The organism is Crocosphaera chwakensis CCY0110 (assembly GCF_000169335.1).
GTDB lineage: Bacteria > Cyanobacteriota > Cyanobacteriia > Cyanobacteriales > Microcystaceae > Crocosphaera > Crocosphaera chwakensis.
The window spans coordinates 1-17,876 of sequence record NZ_AAXW01000083.1; the positions used below are offsets into that span (position 1 = coordinate 1).

The window sequence follows — 17,876 nt, forward strand, 5'->3', positions numbered from 1 at the left end:
TCTACTCCGCCAATTTCTGATGCTTGCTTTAGTTAAACCACTTATATAATCTAACCTTCTACTGGTTTAACTAACTCTTTAATGTTTGAAGATGTTAAGATTCCTCTATCTGTCACCCACACTACATTCTTCACCCCAAACCGTTTCCTAACTTTCTCTATTTGACTCAAGAATGTGCTAGTATCTGAGGTGTTTCCTTCAAAAACTTCTACAGCGATAGGGCAACCATTTTTATCACATATTAGTCCAAAGACTATTTGAGTTTTCCCTTTCTTCTTATCCCTATTATATCCGTATTTTCCTAATTCACACCCGTTACCCTCTAGGTAAGTTGAGGTAACATCATATAAAATCAATGAGCCATTATCTAAATAAAGACTAGCTAATTTATTTTCAATTTTCTCTTGTTTATTTAATAACCAGTCTAAAGCCTCATAGAGTTCATCCTCATCAGCTTTTTCTAAATTCAATACTTTTCCTAAACTATTGCTACAAGTTTTTTCATGAAATCCTCTAGCTGTGGCTAATTTGGATTTAGGATTGATAATCCTAGCGATGATCATCCCCAAAACTAAGTTTCTAATTCGAGAGGTCTTACCAGCAATAATCTTATCTAATCCTATAGGCACACGCTCTATATACATGACTACTATTTTAGCTTACTTCCCTTATGGCTGTCTATTAATAAATATTACAATTTACATGGGTACGTTAACAAGAGTTGATGTCTGTATCCATTGATGGATAAGGGTTTTAGGATATTTTAGTAGATTTGTATGGGGTAAGTTCAGTTATATTCAACTAAAAATCCCCCACCAAAAGGCAGGGGATGAATTTATTATCTCATGCTAACTATCTAATTACAGAAGTTGGTTAACCAAACTTCCCAGCCGTTGAAGCAATGAGGAACGCTGCGTACGTCAGCACATAACCCACCGTAAAGTGAGCTAAGCCAACTAAACGAGCTTGAACGATAGAAAGAGCCACAGGCTTGTCTTTCCAACGAACTAAGTTCGCTAATGGTGTGCGTTCGTGCGCCCAGACAATGGTTTCAATCAACTCTTGCCAATATCCACGCCAAGAGATGAGGAACATAAACCCAGTTGCCCAAACTAAGTGTCCAAATAAGAACATCCAAGCCCAGACAGAGAGGTTATTAACACCGTAGGGGTTATAGCCGTTGATCAACTGAGCAGAGTTCGCCCAAAGATAGTCACGGAACCAACCCATGAGGTAGGTAGAGTTTTCGTTGAACTGAGCAACATTGCCCGTCCAAACCCCTAAATGCTTCCAATGCCAGTAGAAAGTTAACCATCCCAAGGTGTTCAACATCCAGAACATAGCGAGGTAGAAAGCATCCCAAGCAGAGATGTCACAAGTACCACCGCGGCCAGGACCATCACAAGGGAAGGAGTAACCGAAGTCTTTTTTATCAGGCATTAACTTAGATCCCCGTGCATCTAAAGCACCCTTAACTAAGATTAAGGTGGTGGTATGTAAACCAAGGGCGATCGCATGGTGAACTAAGAAGTCACCAGGTCCAATAGTTAAGAACAGGGAGTTAGTGCCACTGTTGATAGCATCTAACCAGCCAGGTAACCAAACGTTGGCGTAGTTAGGATAAGCGGTAGAAGCAATACTATCAGGATTAGACAGAAGTACATCAAATCCGTATAACGCTTTACCGTGAGCAGCTTGAATCCATTGAGCAAAAACAGGCTCAATTAAGATTTGCTTTTCAGGGGTTCCAAAAGCAACCACAACGTCATTATGGACGTATAACCCTAAGGTGTGGAAACCGAGGAACAGAGACACCCAACTTAAGTGGGAAATGATTGCCTCTTTGTGTTCTAGCATCCGTGCTAAAACGTTATCTTTATTCGCTTCGGGATCGTAGTCACGAACGAAGAAGATAGCACCGTGAGCAAAAGCACCCACCATCAAGAAGCCAGCAATATACTGGTGATGGGTGTAAAGTGCTGCTTGGGTGGTGTAGTCCTTAGCGATGAACGCATAGGACGGTAAGGAATACATATGCTGTGCGACCAAAGAGGTAACAACGCCTAAACAAGCCAACGCTAAACCGAGTTGGAAGTGGAGAGAGTTGTTAACAGTGTCATACATATTCTTATGACCTTCACCCAACTTGCCACTGGGGGGTTTGTGGGTGTTGAGGATTTCCCTCATACTGTGACCAATACCCCAGTTAGTGCGGTACATATGACCAGCGATGATGAAGATTACCGCGATCGCCAAGTGGTGATGGGCAATATCTGTTAGCCATAAGGACTCGGTTTGGGGATGGAAACCACCTAAGAAGGTCAAAATTGCAGTTCCTGCACCGTCTGCGGTTCCGAACACATGACTAGCGGTGTCGGGATTCTCAGCGTACACACCCCAATTACCAGTGAAGAAGGGTAATAACCCGGCTGGATGAGGGGGAGTGGATAAGAAGTTATCCCAACCGACGTGCTGTCCGCGAGCTTCGGGAATCGCAACGTGAACTAAGTGTCCAGTCCAAGCTAAGGAGCTAACCCCAAATAAACCAGCTAAGTGGTGATTTAAGCGGGATTCAGCATTTTTGAACCAAGCTAAATTAGGACGGAACTTAGGTTGTAGGTGCAACCAACCAGCGAATAAGAACAGGGAGGACAAAATCAAGAGGAAAATAGACCCTTGATAAAGATCACCATTTGTTCTCATACCGATGGTATAGAACCAGTGGTACACCCCAGAATAAGCGATGTCCACAGGATAAGAAGCACCTGCTTGGGTAAAGGCATCAACTGCGCCTTGACCAAATTGAGGGTCCCAGATCGCATGGGCGATAGGACGAATGTTGAGGGGATCGGTAATCCACTGCTCGAAGTTACCTTGCCAGGCCACGTGGAAGAGGGTGCCGGAGGTCCACAAAAAGATGATGGCGATATGACCAAAGTGGGAGGCAAAAATCTTTTGATACAGATTTTCCTCGGTCATTCCATCATGGGTTTCAAAATCGTGGGCCGTGGCAATCCCATACCAGATCCGACGGGTAGTGGGATCTTGAGCGAGATCCTGGCTAAATTTTGGAAATTTAGTTGCCATAGCTTTTTAGGAAATTCTCCTCTCTAAAACAATGAGGCTGATGCTCATTTCCTGATGTCATTAATCCTTGTAGCCAGGGGACTACAGAGGGAAAAAACGGTTTTTAAAGTCCGTCTCTATCTTAAACACAGAGGATAAAGGACAGAAGACAAGTATTGCTTCGGTGTCCTTTTATCCTAGATTAGCCAATTGATAGGCTTCTTGCCAGGAAGAATGCCCAAGTAGTGACAATTCCTCCTAACAGGTAGTGAGCAACACCCACTGCCCGTCCTTGAATAATACTCAATGCACGGGGTTGAATCGCAGGTGCAACTTTTAATTTATTGTGAGCCCAAACGATAGACTCAATGAGTTCTTGCCAGTAGCCCCGTCCACTGAAGAGGAACATTAAACTAAAGGCAAAGACAAAGTGACCTGCTAAGAACATGATTCCATAGGCTGATAAAGCAGAACCGTAGGAGTTAATCACATTAGCAGATTGAGCCCAGAGGAAGTCTCGGAGCCAACCATTAATAGTAATGGCGCTTTGGGCAAAGTTTCCTCCTGTGATGTGAGATACTGCTCCATCTGGAGACACGCTTCCCCAGACATCAGATTGCATTTTCCAACTGAAGTGGAAAATCACAATAGATAAGGAGTTGTACATCCAGAATAATCCGAGGAATACATGATCCCAACCAGAAACTTGACAAGTACCACCCCGTCCAGGACCATCACAAGGGAAACGGAAGCCGAGTTCACTCTTATCAGGGATAAGACGAGAGCTACGAGCGTACAGAACACCTTTAAGAAGAATAAGGACAGTTACGTGGATGGTGAAAGCATGGATATGGTGAACCATGAAATCAGCCGTTCCTAAGGTAATAGGCATCATGGCTACTTTGCCAGCAACTCCTACTGTGTCACCACCAAAGGCATAACTAGCCGTTGAAAGGGCGTTAGGCGCGGTAGCACCGGGGGCTAAGGTATGAATATTTTGAATCCACTGAGCAAAGATGGGTTGCAGTTGGATACCCGTATCCGAGAACATATCTTGAGGACGACCAAAAGCCCGCATGGTGTCATTGTGGACGTAGAGTCCGAAGCTATGGAAGCCAAGGAAAATACATACCCAGTTGAGATGAGAAATGATCGCATCCCGATGACGCAACATCCGATCTAAGAGGTTATTGACGTTCTTCGCTGGATCATAATCCCGAACCATGAAGATAGCTCCGTGGGCACCAGCACCGACAATCAAGAACCCACCGATCCAAACGTGGTGAGTAAATAGGGATAACTGGGTTCCGTAGTCGATCGCTTGATACGGATAGGGAGGCATCGCATACATATGATGGGCCACAATAATGCTTAATGATCCCATCAAGGCCAAGTTAATGGCTAACTGAGCGTGCCAAGAGGTGGTCAGGATTTCATAGAGTCCTTTGTGACCTTCTCCGGTAAACGGACCTTTATGAGCCTCAAGAATTTCTTTCATGCTGTGGCCAATACCCCAGTTGGTACGGTACATATGACCAGCAATAATGAAGAGAACTGCGATCGCCAAGTGATGGTGTGCTGTATCAGAGAGCCACAAACCGCCGGTTACGGGATTTAATCCACCTTTAAAGGTTAAGAAGTCTGAATAAACTCCCCAATTTAAGGTGAAGAAGGGGGTTAGCCCTTGGGCGAAACTTGGATACAACTCGGCCATCTTACTGGCATCAAGTATAAATTCGTGGGGCAAAGGAATATCGCCAGGAGCGACTCCAGCATCCAACAGTTTGTTTACTGGCAAAGAAACATGGATTTGGTGACCCGCCCAACCTAATGAGCCTAATCCCAGTAATCCTGCTAGGTGATGGTTCATCATGGATTCCACATTTTGGAACCACTCTAGCTTAGGCGCTCTTTTGTGGTAATGGAACCAGCCAGCAAACAGCATCAGACCAGCCATAACTAACCCACCAATGGCGGTGCAGTATAGTTGGTAGCTATTGGTAAAGCCTGACGCTCTCCACAGGTAAAACAGACCAGAGGTGATCTGAATTCCATGAAAACCGCCTCCCACATCGCCATTTAAAATCCCTTGACCCACAATGGGCCAGACGACTTGGGCGCTGGGTTTAATAGCGGTTGGATCGCTTAACCAAGCTTCATAATTAGAAAATTTCGCGCCATGAAAATACATGCCGCTCAGCCAGACAAAAATAACGGCTAAATGACCGAAGTGCGCGCTAAAAATTTTTCGCGAAACATCTTCTAAGTCACTGGTTTGACTATCAAAATCGTGTGCGTCGGCGTGAAGATTCCAAATCCAGGTGGTGGTTTTGGGTCCTCTAGCCAAGGTACGGTCGAAGTGTCCAGGTTTTCCCCACTTCTCGAATGAGGTAGGTACTGGATCTTTATCGACTGTTACCTTAGCCTTTGCCTCAGTAACGTCTGCCATGAGGGTTCTCCTCTCTCGACAATAAACTTTAGGGTTTTCCTATTGAGGACAGTGTAATAGAAGATTAGCAAAAATAGGATATTTTGCTTCTCTTGTGATTGCATTTAATATGCTCGCTTTGATTAGGTTTCAGGCGAAGCATCAGTAATAGATGATAAGTCTTAGACCTCTTTTCTGTTGAGCCAGCTTAACAATAATTAAAATTAGGCTCATTCTTGATGGATACTTGGTTATGGCAACAATAAAAAAAGCCACAAAGTCAAGTTTTTTTGCTCTTTATTCACAAAAAGTAATATATAAAAATATTTTTTTAACAAAATGTTGACATTTGTCTTATTTTAGATATCAGGTCTTCAATTCAAACCAAATTAAACAGTACACAAATACTTGTTATTTTGTCTTTGATTATCATTGAAATTTATCAATAAGTATAAGGCAATAGAAAACCTGAGTTCGGTCTTAGGAGTTATTATTTTTGTATTAGTAGTCAGCTATTAATTATTTGATCGCTGCTCATTGGGGTTCCGAGAATTCACCGAAACAATACTTGTGTTTTTTGGGGTACATCTGCTATAGTTACTTACAGGGAAGAGATATTAATTGGTAGAGGTTGCTTCCCTTTTTCATTAATTCAACAATTCAACAAAAACTTATTAATTGCCAGGGCGACTCCATCATTTTCAACATCAGGTGCAACCCACTGACTGACCTCCTTTACTGCATCTGGTGCATTTCCCATAGCAATACCTAGTCCTGCATATTCTAACATTTCTAAATCATTAAAATTATCGCCGATCGCCATAACTTGATGAGCTTCTATTTGTAATAATTCTTCTGCCAAAAAACGCACGCCGAATCCTTTACTTGCTTGAGGATTAGTGGCTTCAAAATAAATAGGTGTAGACTGAGTTAAATAAAGTTGTTCACGGGTATAAATTTGCTGTAAATTTGATAATAATTTTCCAATATATTGAGGTTCTCCTATAGCTAAAATTTTAGTTGTTTCTTGTTCTAAAATAGAGCGTAAATCTTTAACTAATACTGGTTCTATGCCTGATCTTTGACGATAAATTTCAGTTTTTGCTGTAATTTCTTGCACATATAAACGATCATCGATATAACAATGAATTTCAAGTTGATTTAACCAATCGGGTTGTTGAAAGTAGTCAAATAATTGATAAGCAATATCACAGGCAACAGGAAAATGATGATGACGAACTCCTGTTAAAGGACATTGAATCCAAGCACCATTATAGGCAACAATTGGTAAATCAGAGGTGATTAAATTATGAAAACGTTTAGCTGAATAATACATTCTTCCTGTTGCTAAAGCTACCCTAATACCTTTATTTTGTACTAATTGAATCGCTTGTTTAACCCCATCACTAACTGTATTAGATTTGCCGGCAATGGTATCATCAATATCGAGAACTAGAAGACGAATATCCATAATTAATAAGTTACCTGAATTAACAACAAGAAATATAAAATAGAAAACTTTAAAATAACTAAACTATTGTACACTCTTCTGTAGGTTCAGTCTAAATTGATCCAAGCGCGATTGACCTCTATAGTAATTTTTTCAAAGAAATTAGTCTAGAGAGAAATCAATTTCAGACATTGAAACTAACTTAACCCAACTATTGCTGCTATAGTCTTAAAATTATGATGCGTCGATTCGTGATTTTACTAATAGGCTTAATCGTACTTGCCTTAGCTTTACCGGCTTTGACCTTTGATGATACTTCATTACAGAAAACCACCTTTGTGGCCTATGGAGATATGCCTTATCGAGTGACTTTATCCGATGGTAGAACCGATGAGGCGGTTCTTAAAGAAGATATTGTACCTGCTATTCAACAACGGGAAGATATTCCCTTTGTTATTCATGTTGGGGATCTCAGTCGTCCTGAATATGCGTGTAATGATGAGTTTCTCTATGAAGTTAAGGATCTTTGGGAAAACGAGATTCAAAAACCCGTTTTTTATACTCCAGGGGATAACGAGTGGACTGACTGCGATCGCCAATATCTTCCTAACCCTCAAAGCGAGATAGAAAGACTCGCAGTGATTCGTCAAATATTCTTTAGTGAACCCAAATCTTTAGATCCTCAATGGCAATATGAACAAAACAAGGATCTTCCTGAAAACGAACTTTGGGTATATAACGGAGTTCTTTTTGTTACAGAACACATGGTAAGTACAGATAATGGTCGAGATGAGATCCTTCTCGATGATCCTCAAGTTGTTTTAACTTTAGTCGAACAACGAGATCAAGCCAATAAACAATGGTTAGATCATGCTTTTGAAATAGCTAAAAGTAAAGATATTAAAGCAGTTGTTATTGCGAGTCAGTTAGATCCCTTTGGTCCCGAAGATGGAGAAAACAATGCTTTTACACGGTGTACGAATAATGCTGCTTATAAGGAGTTTTGTAAACAAGTACAAACCTTCGCTATAAATGTGAAGAAACCCATGTTATTCGTTTATGGAGACACCAACGCCTATTGTTATGATCAACCTTTTGATGTAGAGTTAGGGGCTAATATTTGGCGATTAAATACCCCTGGAGACTTCAAATATATCGACGCTTCTGTTGTTTCTTATGATCCTACCAACTCAGAACAACCCTTTGAGGTAACTGGGTTACTCTCAGGAGAATCTCCCCCGCAAGTGTGTGACTATAATTGACGCGAGTTTGGAAATTAAAGTATTGATTAAAATAAAAACTTATATGTTGATCACCCAATCACTCAGATGAATCATCAAAAGTTTGATCCCCTCAGCCAAGAAAATTCACCGATCCTAACTTGTATTAAAGATATTTATAAACGCTATCAGCCTATCAATGAGGGTAATGTTGCGACTTATATTCCTGAATTAGCTAAAGCGAATCCTGATTTTTTTGGAATTTGTATTACCACTCCTGATGGCCAAATTTATCAAGTGGGTGAGTCTCAACAGTCTTTTACGATTCAATCCATTTCTAAACCCTTTGTCTATGGTTTGGCATTAGCCGATCACGGAGTGGATAAAGTTATGAGTAAAGTAGGGGTTGAACCCACCGGAGAAGCGTTTAACTCCATCGTTTTTGATGAAGACAATAACCGTCCCTATAATCCTATGGTCAATGCAGGAGCGATCGCCACTACTGCGTTAATCAAAGGAGAAGGATATGAACAACGCTTTGACCGCATTTTAAAAATGTTTGAAGGGTTCGCAGGCCGTTCTTTAACGGTCGATGAAGGGGTATTTCAGTCCGAAAAGTCAACCGGACACCGCAACCGGGCGATCGCTTATTTAGAATTAAATGCAGGGATGTTAGAAGGCAACTTAGAAGAACATCTTGACCTCTATTTTCGCCAATGTTCTATCCTAGTGACAGCCCAAGATTTAGCGGTAATGGCAGCAACGTTAGCCAATAATGGTATTAACCCTATAACCCAACAACAAGCGGTTAATCCAGAAGAAGTTCGCGCTATTCTCAGTGTCATGGCCAGTTGTGGAATGTACGATTTTTCAGGAGAATGGCTATATCGTATCGGTTTACCGGCAAAAAGTGGAGTAGGAGGGGGTATTATTGCCGTTTTACCCGGTCAGTTTGGTATCGGCACCTTCTCCCCTCTTTTAGATCCGAGAGGAAATAGTGTGCGAGGGATTAAAGTATGCGAGGAGTTGTCTCAACGATTTAAGTTTCATTTATTTGATAGTCATCCGGTTTCTCAAACCTGTGTCATTCGCACCTATACTGGGGCGATGGTATCTTCAAAACGACAAAGACGAGGGGTACAAAGGGATTTTTTAGATCGAGAAGGGGAGAAAATTTTAGTTTACGAACTGAAAGGGGATCTTTATTTTGCAACTTTAGAAAAGTTAACCCGTCAACTACAAAATAACCAAAAAACGGCTAAATTTATTATTCTAGATGGTCATCGAGTGGGTAATGTTAATAGTAGTGCCATCACCTTATTATCAGAAATCAAACAATGGTGTTTTAGTCAAGAAATCACTTTGATTTTGACAGGATTTGAGCCTAAAACGACAGTACGCCTTCAAGATAATAATTGGACAGATGATATATTTGTGGACACTATCGATACGGCTTTAGAATGGTGTGAAAATTGTTTATTATCTGAAGAATATAATGGCATTACAACGGTTAAGAATCAGTTTTCATTAGAAGAAATGGATATCTTTAAAGCATTTACTCCAGAAGAAATGACCGCGCTCGCTCCTTTGTTTTCTGAGGTTTCCTATCAACCCAATGACTTTATTATTCGTGAAGGAGAAACAAGCGATCGCCTATTTCTCTTAGCAAAAGGAATGGCAACCGTTTCGTTGAGACTATCTCAAAAAGAACAAAGAAAACGCTTAACTACTTATATTCCTGGGATTGCTTTTGGAGAATTAGCTCTTTTTGATATTAATGTTAGTCAAAGAACGGCTGATATTGTAGCCGATACTGAAGTCATTTGTTATGTTTTAGAATTTAATAGGTTAAAAACTTTATTGAATACAAAACCTGAAGTTTATATCAAGTTACTACAAACGTTTGGAAAAACTTTAGTTAATACCATTAAACGAGCAACCTTAGAAATTCGTAGTTTATCGGTTTAATAATTAAAGAAATATGGTCTTTCCCTCAATTTTTTTCCTAAAAAGGTAAAATAAGTACCTAAAGTTAATTAATTGCACACTCTGATTTCTTATAATGCTTATATAATAAGGGTTTGAGTCTAGCCCAATGTGCAATTAATTTTGTGTACTCACTTAATTATTCATTAATCAAAAACTTCCTCGATTTTTAGATAATTTACTTTTTGTTAAAATAATTGACTTTAAAAATTATTTTCATTATTTTATAGAGAGTAATTCTTGTTTTTTAATATGAAGAAAAAAATAACTTTAATCCCTTTTAAAAAACTTAGTATATTCTTTTATTTGATAGTTTTAGGAGTTTTTTCTCCCTTATTATCGGCTTTATCTTCTCCTTTACAAAAGGATACTACTATTAGTTTAGAATTTCCTAATACTGGTAATAGAGGTGCGCCGAAAAAAAGTACAGGGGGAGGAACTCGTAGTGAGGATGAAACTTGTTTAAGTAATGACGAAAATGAACCCCCTTTAGTTGCGTTAATGCCAAACCGAGAAAATAAGGCGAAAACAGCAAGCGAAACCCTAAGCTTTTATGGATATATCCCCACTACAACCGCAACCGAAGGAGAATTTGTTTTAGTAGATGAAGATAATAATGAAGTCTATTATACGCAGTTTCCTTTATCTTCAACTCCAGGAATTATCAAATTAGAAATTCCTAAAACAGTTGCATTAAAACCGGGTAATTATACATGGTCATTAATGATTATCTGTGATTCTCGTTATCGTAACCGAGATAAATATGTAGAGGGTTCTTTAGAATATGTTGTCCTCACTGAAGAATTAGAAAATCAAATAAAAGATAAACCTTCTCTAGAAAAAGCCCAGGTTTATGCTAATGAGAGTCTCTGGTTTGAAACCCTTGATACTGTAGCCAAAATGAAAGAAGAAAACCCCCAAGAATGGCAAGAATTGTTAACCTCTGTGGGGTTAGAAATGTTAGCAGAAGTCCCTATAGTTGATTGTTGTCAACCAGATAATTAGTAAATGGGGTAGGAATTAGTAATGATTGATTCTTAGCTATTGTTTCAAAGAAAAACACCCCTTTACTGTTCCTCCCCGTTCCGAGCAAACAGTTACTTCAACCTCTGTAGAAATTGAACTTTTTACCACCCATTCTAGATGACGACGGTAATCATTTCCTTTTGCTAACCAACTGAATGCTTTGTTAGAACGTCCTTCTAAATGGTCTATTTCTTGTTCTAATTTTCCACTAATTAAACTCACCTCATCGGGTAAAGATAACGTCACTTCAATAGGTCGCACTGATTTACGTTCTAAGGCTTTTTCGCTGGTATAGGTAGGTAAAAAGCCTTGATTTTCTACTTCTAAAACAAGATGGTAAATATCTCCTTCTACATGAATAACATCAGTTCGGGAAATAGCTAAACGGGAACACATTAAAGCTAAAGAAATAGCAAAATCACATTGTTTTTTACACAAGTCTGGTAAATATTCTATTGGTGCGTTTTGCCACACTTTTTTATAATCCCATCCGCCAATTTCTACCTTTCCTAACTGGGGATGATCAAACGGTTGCCAATCAATAAACCCTTTTCCTTCTAACTTTTGGTCGTTCCATTGCAACAATTTCAACTCATCTTCTGGAGGATGCCAACGATTCCACTCAACATAATTATCTTTTTGAATACCGGCTTCTGTGGCTGCATCCCATAACTCAATAGTAAAGCCAAACCAACCAAAATGATCATAACCATAGTCATCCATTACCCCATAAGTTACATCTTTGGGATGATACCGAAAATCATGATAAACCGAAACACATTCATATCCTGTGAAATACTTTCCTTTCTCCCCTAAAAGTTTGTAAATTTCTAAATCTTTGACCGGAAAATCTTCATCCGGATGGGTACTATAGGGGCGCAAAATTACTGCCGAATAGGTATGGTAACTAATAAAACCATTAATATTGCGATGTTTCTGCCAAAACTCCGCTTCTGCGCGAGTTTCTGGTTCAGAAAAAGGAAAATCCCCTGCACCTTTTTGGGTTCCTTCTGGGGCCCAAAGATGGGGATAGTTGCGATTAAAATCCATTCCTTCTACAGGAGGTGCTAATTTAACGGAATAGCCATCATAATTATAAATTTCCCCTTCAGGAAGAAGAGTGTAATAGTCTCCCCCAAACTCTTCGGGTTCCCGACGTACCATTAAACGAGAATCTTGTTCTGAAATTTTCCAGGCTCCACAGTCATCTTTGATTCTCATGTCTAAAATTAAGCCATCCCCATTAATATCTTGGCGATGCAGTCCATCTTGTTCTTGTTGGTAGGGATAAGGACGAATACTTGATCGCAAACGATGGGGAGAGGTCAAATATTTTTCGGCACCATCCACTGCTAATCGTGGCAAAACATAGAGGGTATAGTCATCTAATAAACGAGTTAGTTGTGTGTCTTGTGGGTATCCTGTGACAACATGATGAATAATATAACTAGCAACCGCCGATCCGGTAATCTCTCCAGCATGAGTATTCGCATCAATCCAATAAGCTGGTTTTTCGAGATAATTTCGGATGTTTTTGTTGGTTAAAATAGCTAACCAAATATCTCGTTGAGCATAACTTTGACCAATTACTTTTAATTCCACCAGTTGGGGATAGGTTTTTTCGATGTGATGGAGATAATCCACCAGTTCCTGATAAGTGTAATAGTGACTAAAATCAAAGGATGTCATGGTTGGATCAAGTCAGAAGTTTGATCTATACAGATACGAGCTATCTTAGGAGAAATTTAACAGGTTTTTTCAGAGTCTTGGTGATAAGCTAATGATTTTTTAATTAAAATAAGCTAACAATTATCACATCAGTTTGAATATGTGGGAAGGTTTAAAACGTTTTTTCTGGCAAACCCGTGGGGTGTGGGTGACAACACCAACGGTAGCAGGGTTAGTGATACTGTTGCGTTTCGGAGGACTCTTACAAGGATGGGAATGGGACTTATTTGATTTTTACATGAAATCTCGTCCCCCAGAACCCAATGACGATCGCATTGCCATTGTTGGTATTAATGAAAATGACTTACACCGACGCAACGAGTCTATTATCAGCGATCAAGTGTTAGCAGAATTATTGAATAAATTAAAAGCTCAAAACCCTCGCGCCATTGGCTTAGATATCTATCGAGATTTACCCGTACCACCAGGCCATGAAACGATAATGGAGGTATTTAACACAACCCCTAATCTTGTGGGTATTCAAAAAGTCGCCGGGGAAGTGGGGTGGGAAACTGTTGCACCGCCTCCTATCTTAAAAGAAAAAGGTCAAGTGGGAGCGAATGACCTAATTTTTGATGGAGATAACCGCGTGAGACGGGGATTAATTTCCTTAGATACCGAAGACGGGGAAACCGTATATAGTTTTAGTCTTCATCTTGCCTTACATTATCTCGATAAAGAAGGTATCGGCCCAGAGATGATCGAAGGAAGCGATCAATGGAAACTCGGAAAAGCGGTATTTTCTCCCCTCCAACCTAACGACGGAGGTTATGTTCGCACCGATGCAGGGGGTTATCAATTGTTAATCAATTATCGGGGAGGGGATGGCACTTTTGAAACTGTTGCTATGAGCGATATTCTCGAAGATAGGGTGCCATCAGACTGGGCTGGCGATCGCATTATTATTATTGGTAAAGTAGGGGAAAGTTTTAAAGACCTCTTTTTTACCCCTTATAGTAGCAGTTTAATTGGGTTACCGGAACCCGTCGCAGGGGCTGAAATTCACGCTAATTTAGTCAGTCAGATGATTAGTGGGGCTTTAGAAGGTCGTCCCATGTTAAAAAATTGGTCAGACCCTCTAGAATGGCTGTGGATCGTCTTTTGGGCAGGAACAGGAGCTAGTTTAGCCTGGAGGTTTCGCTACCAGCAAGGGAGAAAAAATGGGGCTTGGAGGCGATGGGGAGTAATTGTCGGAGCCGGCGTTATTTTAATGGGTAGTACCTATGTTTCTTTTCTTCGAGGGTGGTGGCTTCCCGTGGTTCCCCCGTTTATTGCCTTTACTGGTTCAACCATAGCTATCACTGCTTATATCGCTCGCACAGCGGCCGATATTCGCAAAACCTTTGGTCGTTATTTGACGGATCAAGTGGTGGCTAATTTATTAGAAAATCCTACTGGTTTATCCTTAGGAGGACAACGAAAAAAAATCACTATTTTGACCTCAGATTTGCGAGGATTTACCGCAACTTCTGAACGATTGCTGCCTGAAGAAGTAGTAAAAATTCTTAATTTTTATTTGGGTAAAATGGCTGATGTTATTACTGAATATGAAGGAACCATTGATGAGTTTATGGGAGATGGTATTTTAGTCTTATTTGGTGCGCCCACTTCAAAAAAAAATGATGTACAACGAGCAATCGCTTGTGCTATTGCTATGCAGTTAGCTATGAAATCCGTTAACGAACAAATGAAACAATGGAATTTACCAACTCTAGAGATGGGGATTGGTATTAATACAGGGGAGGTCGTTGTCGGTAATATTGGTTCAGAAAAACGGACAAAATATGGTGTGGTAGGATCTCAAGTTAATTTAACCTATCGAGTGGAATCTTATACCCTCGGAGGACAAATTTTTATTTCTGAGGCAACTTTAAAACAGGCAGAATCAATACTTGTTATTGAATCAGAAAAGCAAGTTACTCCTAAAGGAGTCAAAGAACCCATTTCTATTTATGAAGTTGGAGGAATCAAAGGTGATTATAATTTATTTTTAGAAAAAAAAGCAGAAATTTTTTTAAAAATACCTCAGCCTTTATTACTTGAATACAGTATCTTAGATGGGAAAAATATCGCAGAAACTAAATATTATGGTCAGTTGGTTGAGTTATCAGAAAATGGGGGGATAATTGATTATAATCATGATGATCCTCAAGGTTTTATCTCAGGAATGACTAACATTAAGTGTAATTTACTAAGTTCCGATAATTCTCAATCCATCAGTGATGATATTTATGCTAAAGTATTAGATAAATCTAATAATAATGGAGGGTTTTATGTTCGTTTTACGGCTAAACCCCCTCAAGTTACTAAACAACTAGAAAAACTTTATCAAAGTCTCATTTAAAGATTTAGTTATTATTAGGAATTTTATACTTAAAAGATCATTTAAACTTAGTTTGTAGCAGAGAATGGCCAAATTACTTTTTTTAGGTTCAGGTTCAGCATTTACTGTTGGAGGTGATAATTTTCATTCTAATATGTTTATAATAACTGAAACAGGAAAAAAACTATTAATAGATTGTGGTTCTGATATTCGTTTTTCTTTATATAAAGAAGGGTTCTCCTATCGAGATGTTACAGATATTTATATTAGTCACTTACATTCTGATCATGCTGGAGGTCTAGAATATGTAGGATTAACGACTAAATTTGATCCCCAATGTGATAAACCTAATTTATATTTAAGCCATGATATTGCTGCTAAAATTTGGGATAATACCTTATCAGGAGGAATGGGATCAATTGAAGGAAGTCTTGCGAATCTAGAGAGCTTTTTCAAGGTTCATTCTATTGATAATACCCGACATTTTATTTGGGAAACTATTAAGTTTGAATTAGTAAAAACCATTCATATTAATAACGGAACCTATATAATGCCAAGCTATGGATTATTTTTTATAGTTAATAATAAGAAAATTTTTATCACAAGTGATACCCAATTATATTATAAAAAGTTACAGAAATATTATCAAGAAGCAGATATTATTTTTCATGATTGTGAAATTTCAAAGTATCCGACTCCTGTTCATTCACATTATAAAGAATTAGTCAACTTACCTAATAATATAAAACAAAAAATATGGTTATATGGTTATCAACCAGGAAAACTTCCTAATGCCAAAAAAGATGGATTTTTAGGGTTTGTTAAAAGAGGCGATCAATTTTTAATCAATAAAAATAATGTGAAAAGAAAAAATTAATGAATACTATTCAAATTTCTATCTGAAAATACAAAAAGAGGACTCCCGTTATATTTCTCCCGAAAAAAAGACTCATGGAAATTAACGGGAGATGACTCGCGCGTGCTTTTGGCGAGGTTTCCTCGCCAAGTTCGCTCGTCTTTTTGCCAATAAATAAACCGACCAACGGGAGACAGCTTACACAAGTTGACATTGCGTGTAGATTAATTTAAACTAGGGAAAGTATTGATGGTAGTCGAGCTAATGCTTACATTGACTTACGAGTTTAAGCTAATCCCAGATAAGCGACAAATTGAGGTAATTGAACATACTTTAAATGTTTGTCGTTCTGTCTGGAATTATGCCTTAAGAGAACGTAAGGACTGGTCAAAGTCTCGAAAATCTCCCATCAATGCTTGCTCATTAATTCAGGAATATATCATTTCTCCTGATGTATCTTATCCTAATTATCACAATCAAGCTAAAGCATTAACAAAAGCGAAGAAAACTAATGACATACTCAAATCAGTAAACGCACAAGTTTTACAGCAAGTCTTGAGGACTTTAGATAGAGCCTTTGCTGATATGCAGTCTAAAAAGTTAGGTTTTCCTCGCTTTAAAAATAAGTATAGGATGCGCTCTTATGTGTATCCTCAAATGTTAAAAGATTGCGTTAAAGGTAATCAGATTAAGTTACCCCAAATAGGATGGATAAAGTTTAGAAAGTCTAGAGAAATCCCTAATGGATTTGAGCTAAAACAAGCTCGTATTGTGAGGAAAGCTAGTGGGTATTTCATGATGCTTTCAATGCAATTAGATGTAAGTATTCCTGATGTTCCTTTTCATGGACATCCTTTAGGAATTGACGTAGGTTTAGATAAATTCTTAGCTACTTCCGATGGTGAACTTGTGGATAGACCTCGATTCTTAAATCGACTACATCGTAAGCTGAAATTGCTACAGCGTAGATTAAGAAATAAGCAGAAAGGGTCTCATAATCGACATAAGTTAAACCAAAAAATAGCTAGATTACATCAACGAATTTCTGATGCTCGAAAAGACTGGCATTTTAAGTTATTATGTCGATTACAACGTCCACAACGTAGAACTGAAGAGGAATACACGGTATTAGTAGTATAAACAGCGTGTATCCCTATTGTCGTTTCAAAGGAACTGGCCAGCAGTGGGTTCAAACTGAACTTGGCACACACCAGTTTGTCCATTACGATTCTTCGCTACATTAATCTCCATAACACCTTTATCTTGAGTGTCAGAATTATAATACTCGTCACGGTACAACAGGAGTCCAAGATCCATATCCTGTTCTATATCCCCAGAGTCTTTAATATCACTCATAAACGGACGTTTATTAGCCTGTCCTTCTACTCCTCGATTAATCTGTGCTAAGGCAATAAACGGAGAATCAAACTCTTTTGCCATGTCCTTAAATGCCCCTGAAAACTTACCCACCGCTTGCGCTCTATTTCCTGCTGCTCTGTCTCCTAGCTTTTGAATATAATCCATAACAACTAAGCCAATAGTTCCCCTTTCTGCTTTAATTCTGCGTAACACAGAGCGCATTCTTGAAGGGGTTAAGGTATTAGCAGGAGTATCATCAATAATAATCGGTAACTCGGTCAGTATTCCTAATCCTTTAACTAAATTATCATACTCATCTTGATAAATTTCATTCCGCATCAATCTTGACGAGTCTATTCCTGAGTGTATGGCTAAAAAGCGTTTAGTTAACTGAGTTTTAGACATCTCTGCTGAGAAGAACACAACAGGAACTT

10 protein-coding genes and 2 pseudogenes are annotated in these 17,876 nt (G+C 38.9%); 6 read left to right on the forward strand and 6 right to left on the reverse strand.

Going from position 1 to position 17,876, the window contains the following annotated elements:
- The 4 genes and pseudogenes from CY0110_RS25285 to CY0110_RS25300 form a co-directional block, all read right to left on the reverse strand.
- A pseudogene (locus tag CY0110_RS25285) lies at nt 1-623 on the reverse strand (IS1634 family transposase); the annotation flags it as partial.
- Between the two features lie 250 nt (nt 624-873).
- Nucleotides 874-3,087: a photosystem I core protein PsaB gene (gene psaB / locus CY0110_RS25290; RefSeq protein ID WP_008278476.1), complete on the reverse strand. Its 2,214-nt coding sequence runs from the start codon at nt 3,085-3,087 to the stop codon at nt 874-876.
- A gap of 181 nt (nt 3,088-3,268) precedes the next feature.
- A complete protein-coding gene (gene psaA / locus CY0110_RS25295) occupies nt 3,269-5,515 on the reverse strand; it encodes a photosystem I core protein PsaA (RefSeq protein ID WP_008278477.1) in 2,247 nt (748 codons plus the stop codon).
- Nucleotides 5,516-6,146: 631 nt separating this feature from the next.
- Nucleotides 6,147-6,965, reverse strand: coding sequence for a Cof-type HAD-IIB family hydrolase (locus CY0110_RS25300; protein ID WP_008278478.1), 819 nt, complete (start codon nt 6,963-6,965; stop codon nt 6,147-6,149).
- Between the two features lie 215 nt (nt 6,966-7,180).
- Here CY0110_RS25300 and CY0110_RS25305 point away from each other — a divergent pair, with 215 nt between their 5' ends.
- The 3 genes from CY0110_RS25305 to CY0110_RS25315 all read left to right on the forward strand — a co-directional run bounded on the left by CY0110_RS25305 (nt 7,181) and on the right by CY0110_RS25315 (nt 11,155).
- Nucleotides 7,181-8,206 carry a metallophosphoesterase family protein gene (locus tag CY0110_RS25305; RefSeq protein WP_157464656.1) on the forward strand — a complete coding sequence of 342 codons (1,026 nt, stop codon included), beginning with the start codon at nt 7,181-7,183 and terminating at the stop codon, nt 8,204-8,206.
- A gap of 66 nt (nt 8,207-8,272) precedes the next feature.
- A complete protein-coding gene (gene glsA, locus CY0110_RS25310) occupies nt 8,273-10,132 on the forward strand; it encodes a glutaminase A (RefSeq protein ID WP_008278480.1) in 1,860 nt (619 codons plus the stop codon).
- A gap of 270 nt (nt 10,133-10,402) precedes the next feature.
- On the forward strand, nt 10,403-11,155 hold the full coding sequence (locus tag CY0110_RS25315) for a DUF928 domain-containing protein (RefSeq protein WP_008278481.1): 753 nt from the start codon (nt 10,403-10,405) through the stop codon (nt 11,153-11,155).
- A 36-nt stretch (nt 11,156-11,191) separates the two neighbouring features.
- Here the strand turns inward: CY0110_RS25315 and CY0110_RS25320 are convergent, their stop codons facing one another.
- Entirely contained in the window at nt 11,192-12,865 is a 1,674-nt protein-coding gene (locus CY0110_RS25320; RefSeq protein ID WP_008278482.1) for a M14 family metallopeptidase, read from the reverse strand.
- Between the two features lie 139 nt (nt 12,866-13,004).
- Between CY0110_RS25320 and CY0110_RS25325 the strand changes: the two genes are divergently transcribed.
- The 3 genes and pseudogenes from CY0110_RS25325 to CY0110_RS25335 all read left to right on the forward strand — a co-directional run.
- Nucleotides 13,005-15,248, forward strand: a complete 2,244-nt coding sequence (locus CY0110_RS25325; protein WP_008278483.1) for a CHASE2 domain-containing protein — start codon at nt 13,005-13,007, stop codon at nt 15,246-15,248.
- Between the two features lie 64 nt (nt 15,249-15,312).
- On the forward strand, nt 15,313-16,104 hold the full coding sequence (locus CY0110_RS25330; protein WP_008278484.1) for an MBL fold metallo-hydrolase: 792 nt from the start codon (nt 15,313-15,315) through the stop codon (nt 16,102-16,104).
- Nucleotides 16,105-16,347: 243 nt separating this feature from the next.
- Nucleotides 16,348-17,160, forward strand: a pseudogene (locus tag CY0110_RS25335) (RNA-guided endonuclease InsQ/TnpB family protein); the annotation flags it as partial.
- A gap of 87 nt (nt 17,161-17,247) precedes the next feature.
- Here the strand turns inward: CY0110_RS25335 and CY0110_RS25340 are convergent.
- Nucleotides 17,248-17,876, reverse strand: a 629-nt coding sequence (locus CY0110_RS25340; protein ID WP_008278486.1) for a replicative DNA helicase, incomplete at its 5' end; no start/stop codon positions are given.